We start from the raw sequence: 5,010 nt of genomic DNA on the forward strand, positions 1-5,010 counted from the left end.
GTCTTTGTATGGACATACAATGATTTTCATAGCAACAAGGATCATATTTTCAGGCTTGTGGTTACCGATAAGCTGAGTGAACCTGAGATTTTTCTTCCTCCGGGATATGCGGCGGTATTGGAGGATCAGTTTTCAGATATCCAACACGTCAATAAGCTTGCAAGTCAGATAGCCGGGGGTCTGATTACCATTCCCCAGACCCAAGAATCATTCAAAGAAGATTGGGTGATGTTGGTGGATGGAGATTTTTTTAAGTCTTTTTCCTTTCCGGTTCGAAGTGGTAATGCCGACCTAAGACAGCCCAATACAGTGGTGATTTCTTCCAAGTTGGAGAAGAAGTTTTTTGGTGGTGAAAATGGAATAGGAAAAACCATACAGGTCAGCAATCAATTTGGGAAGACAGACTATACGGTTACAGGGATTTTGGAGGATATTTCTGACCGTTCTGATATCAAAGGAGAAGTGTTTTTATCAATCCATACTTTGGAAATTGCCGCCAACAGAAATGGCAACGATTGGGCTGATCCCAATGGTTTGGAGTCAGGTTTTGTCAACCTCTTCCTGACACTCAAAGATGGTGCAGAAAAAGAAATTACTGAAGATCAGATCACCCAGTTTTTGCGTCAAAATCCTGATGCAAAGGATGTAACTGTCATTTTACAGCCACTTTCAGAAATCCATTTGGGCAATTCCCTGTCTGACCCTTTGCCGACAGAAGGCAGTATGGGTACTGTTTTGGTATTTGCTGCCATTGCTTTGATGATTTTGGGGATTGCGTATGTGAATTACCTGAATCTATCTGCAGCCAATATCCTTACCCGAATCAAGGAAATCAGGATGAGAAAAGTGTTGGGTGCCGGAAGCTGGCAACTTGCGCAACAGTTTATGATCGAAACCCTCTTGCTGATGGTTTTGGCCTTGGCCTTTTCATGTCTGATCGTCAACCTCGTCCAAAGCCCATTTGAAAATCTTTTTGGATTCCCACTTTGGTTTGGGTCATTTTCACTTCCTGTGTTTTGGCTTGTCTTAGTTGGGATTTTTGGTACATGTACCATCCTTTCCGGGTTTTATGTGGTTTTGCTTTCCGGTAGGTTTGGCCATCAGTTTCAGGTTAAATTCCAACCCAAAAACAGCCAAACGCTCAAGAAATCATTGGTCATCCTTCAGTTTGCCATATCGGTGACCATCATTGTCGGTACCATTGCGATCCGCGACCAACTCAGTTTTATGCAAAACCAAAATCTTGGAATGGATATTTCTCAGAAACTGGTGATTGACGGACCAAACGACATTGGTGAAAACGGTGCATCCAAAATTTCCGCTTTCAAATCTTCCCTCAGGTCTCAGGCATTTGTGGAGAAATTAAGTACTTCCAATGCCTTGCCGGGGATTGGTTATAATTTCTTTGCAAGTGGCATTACGCCGATGGTCCCCCGACCTGAGGACAAAGACAAATCTTATGGCATGATGATCATGGATGATGAATTTGTCAATACCTATGGCATGACCTTGGTGGCAGGAAGAAATTTCACCACCGAGGAAGCAAGCCAAGGCTGGGGAAATTCCAAAAAACTCATGCTCAATGAAAAGGCGGCTTTGGAACTGGGATTTGAATCTGCTGAAGCGGCAGTAGGGCAGAACATACTTTGGGGAGAAGCATTTGAAGTTTTGGCAGTGGTCAAGGATTACCATCACATGTCCCTGAAAGAAGAGATCAAGCCGATGGTTTTTTTGCCTTCACAGGCTTCGGGGTATTTCAGCATGATCGTCAACAGCAAGCAAATGAGGGCCAACCTGGAATCAATCGAGGAAATTTATGAGGGAATTTTTCCCGGAAATCCTTTTTCCTATTTCTTCATGGACGAGCGGTATGCCGTCCAATACAAGCAGGAACAGCAATTGGGAGAGGCGTTTTTGGTAGGAGGGATCATTGCGATTCTGATTTCCTGCATGGGTTTGTTTGCTTTGGCAGCCTATACCGTACAGCAAAAGTCCAAGGAAATCGGAATCCGGAAAGTATTGGGCGCGAGCAGTGAAAGCCTCATCCAACTCGTCAGTAAGGATTTTGTGATCTTGGTGGGAATAGCTTTGTTGTTGGCATTTCCTTTTTCATGGTGGGCATTGAAGACATGGCAGTCAGGATTTCCTTACAAAGCCGGAATCTCATTTTCCACATTCCTGTTGGCAGGAGGACTGACCTTGTTGATCGCTTTGTTGACCGTGGGTTCCCAGGCATTAAAGGCCGCTTGGGCCAATCCGGTGGATTCTATCAAGGACGAATGAAATTTTTATCACCACTGAGTTCACAGGGGACACTGAGGGTAAAGAGAAAAAAGAAAAATGTTTGTGGAGACACAAACATTGGCGGCTAGAGGCGATTTGAAATCCCATTTCTGAGAAGTTCAATTTTTTGCTGATTTTCACTGAAAAAAAATTCTGAATTCTTCCAAAGACACTGAAATACCATTCCCAAGAATCGGGAGGTAAAAATATTTCATCACACAAGGGTACTTCCTAAGAGGAGGGGGGACTTCCGAAGTACCCCCCTCCACTTCATAGGCGAACTCACTCACCTTTTTACCTACCCAGTTCACCTTTTTGCAAAACTCACTGTGCTCAGAGGTGAACTCACTGAGCTTTTTGCTCAACTTACTGTGCTCGGAGGTAAACTCACTGTACTCGGAGGTGAATTGACTGAGCTTTTAGCTCAACTCACTTACCTCAAAGGTGAACTAACTGAGCTTATTACACAACTCACTTTGCCCGAAGGTAAACTCACTGAGCTTTTCGCTAAACTTCTTTAGCTCATAGGTGAACTATCGGTGATCAGAAGTGAGCAAGATGATATTTTTGGAAAGCCCTCTCGTTTTTTTGCTTCTAATCTTTCGCTTCTAATTATTTGCGACTTAGCGTCTTTGCGAGATTCATTCATTTAGATTTCTCACTTTCTTCTAAATGACAAGGTGAAGCATATTACTTACAGCTATGGCCTCTTAATTATATTTTAACCCTAATTTTTCATTCAGCATTCTAAATTTATTGGTTTCCCTTTTTTTGACCGTGAGCGAACAAAATCAGTCCTGTACGGACAATGAATGTTCTTTAGATTGTCAATTAATACTCTTCAAGCCTGTTTTTTGCTTTGGCACAATCTCTGAAAAAGATATAGAAACCAATTCTTATTCTATAGCCATGAAAACCAGCAAATCCATCATCCTCGCTTTTTCTCTTTTCTTTATCGCCATATCTGTTTTGGCACAGCAAACCGAAACCCGTACACCCGGAAATTTTACAAAAATATACTCGGGCGGTAGTTGGGATGTCATCGTCCAAACGGGAAATAAAGACGAGGTCCGTCTGGAGTCCAACAACATTTCCCTGGACAAAGTCATCACGGAAGTTGAAAACAATACCTTGAAAATTTCCCTTAAAAAAGGCAACTACCGAAATATCGGCTTGACAGTCTACGTGACCGTCAGGGAAGTGGAAGGTTTGAAAAGCACCGGTTCGGGAAGTATCAAAATGCAATCTGATATTTCTTCAGGATCGCTTTCCTTGGGAAATACAGGTTCGGGAAGTGTCATTCTGAAAAACGTAAATGCGGACAACCTTTCGGTGGGATTGACGGGATCGGGAATCGTATCCATCGCAGGCGGAACTGTTGGATCGATCAGCGTATCCCAAACAGGTTCCGGCGATTTCAAAGGAGCTGAATTGGTAGCTGAAAAAGCAAGCATCAACAAAACAGGTTCTGGAAAATCATACATCGGCGCGGTAGAAAACCTGAATGTCAAATCCACGGGTTCCGGAAATGTCTATTATTCTGGCAATCCTGAAAGTACCAATATTTCATCTACCGGTTCCGCAAAGGTGATTAAAAAGAGTGATCAGTAGACAGTAATCAGTGGTCAGTTTCTGGAATTATGAATTCAGAATGATGAATTAAAAATGTTGGATTCGACAACAATTACAACCACTACAACCAATCAAAAGACCCTTCGTGCCTCAGGGTGACGATTCCGATAACAATGACAACGCGCCGCAGACAACAATTACAACCACTATAACTACTACAACCACTAGAACCCTACAACCATGGTCAGCAACTATATAAAAATCGTACTTAGAAATACCAAAAAGCATCCTCTTTATGTCATGATCAATATCTTTGGTTTGGCTGTGGGGATGTCGGTGAGTATTTTGATTCTTTTGTTTGTACAGCATGAACTGAGTTATGACAGGTTCCATGAAAAGTCCGAAAGGATAGTCCGTGTGTCCCGTGCATGGTACAATCAGGATGGAGAGATCAGTCTTCACCTTGGACATGCTGCGCCGCCATTTGCCCCGCTGATCAAAGCTGATTTTGGCGATGATGTGGAGCAGGCTGTCAGGGTTTTTAATTTTGATCCTTTGGTCAAGTACAATGATAAAGCCTTTGTGGAAGAGCGTTTTTTCTTTGCTGATCCTGAGGTTTTTGAAGTTTTTTCTTGGGATCTGTTGGAAGGTAAAGCCGGAGACTTGGGTGAATTCAGTGATGCCATTATTCTCACCGAATCGATGGCAAGGAAGTACTTTGGCAATGATAATCCTATTGGCAAACCCTTGGAACTGGAATTGGTGGGACAAAAAGTTCCTTTTGTGGTCAGGGGGCTGATGGCTGACACGCCGGACAATTCTCATATTCATGTGGATTTTCTGGCTTCTATGAGACCCGTTAAGGAGTTCTTTGGAGGAGAAGAGCAGATGATGAAGAATTTCGGCGCCAATAGTTTTTCCACATACCTTTTGCTTGGAGAAAATGTGGACATCAAAACCTTTGAGGCAAAATTACCGGAACTGATCGATAGGCACATGGGTGAAAACCAGGCGGGAGTGCCTGCTTCCAAAGGTACCCAACTGTTCCTTTGGCCACTGACAGATATCCACCTTTATTCCAACCTAGATTCTGAGATCGAACCAAACGGCAACATCGATTATGTCTATATATACCTTGCTGTGGCACTTTTTATC

4 protein-coding genes are annotated in these 5,010 nt (G+C 43.0%); all 4 read left to right on the top strand.

Translation table 11 applies throughout. The features are described from left to right. Nucleotides 1-2,283, top strand: a 2,283-nt coding sequence (locus ACZFYI_RS15555; RefSeq protein WP_462525047.1) for an ABC transporter permease, incomplete at its 5' end; no start/stop codon positions are given. A 329-nt stretch (nucleotides 2,284-2,612) separates the two neighbouring features. Further along, nucleotides 2,613-2,804 (top strand): hypothetical protein, encoded by a 192-nt coding sequence (locus tag ACZFYI_RS15560; protein ID WP_462525048.1) that lies wholly within the window; start codon nucleotides 2,613-2,615, stop codon nucleotides 2,802-2,804. Between the two features lie 388 nt (nucleotides 2,805-3,192). Further along, nucleotides 3,193-3,894 carry a head GIN domain-containing protein gene (locus ACZFYI_RS15565; RefSeq protein ID WP_462525049.1) on the top strand — a complete coding sequence of 234 codons (702 nt, stop codon included), beginning with the start codon at nucleotides 3,193-3,195 and terminating at the stop codon, nucleotides 3,892-3,894. A 201-nt stretch (nucleotides 3,895-4,095) separates the two neighbouring features. Then, on the top strand, nucleotides 4,096-5,010 hold a 915-nt coding region (locus ACZFYI_RS15570), incomplete at its 3' end, for an ABC transporter permease (protein WP_462525050.1).

This window comes from Aquiflexum sp. (assembly GCF_977115555.1).

Coding starts and splice junctions, on each gene's coding strand:
- ACZFYI_RS15565 (WP_462525049.1), top strand. CDS start 3,193: ATGAAAACCAGCAAATCCATCATCCTCGCTTTTTCTCTTTTCTTTATC.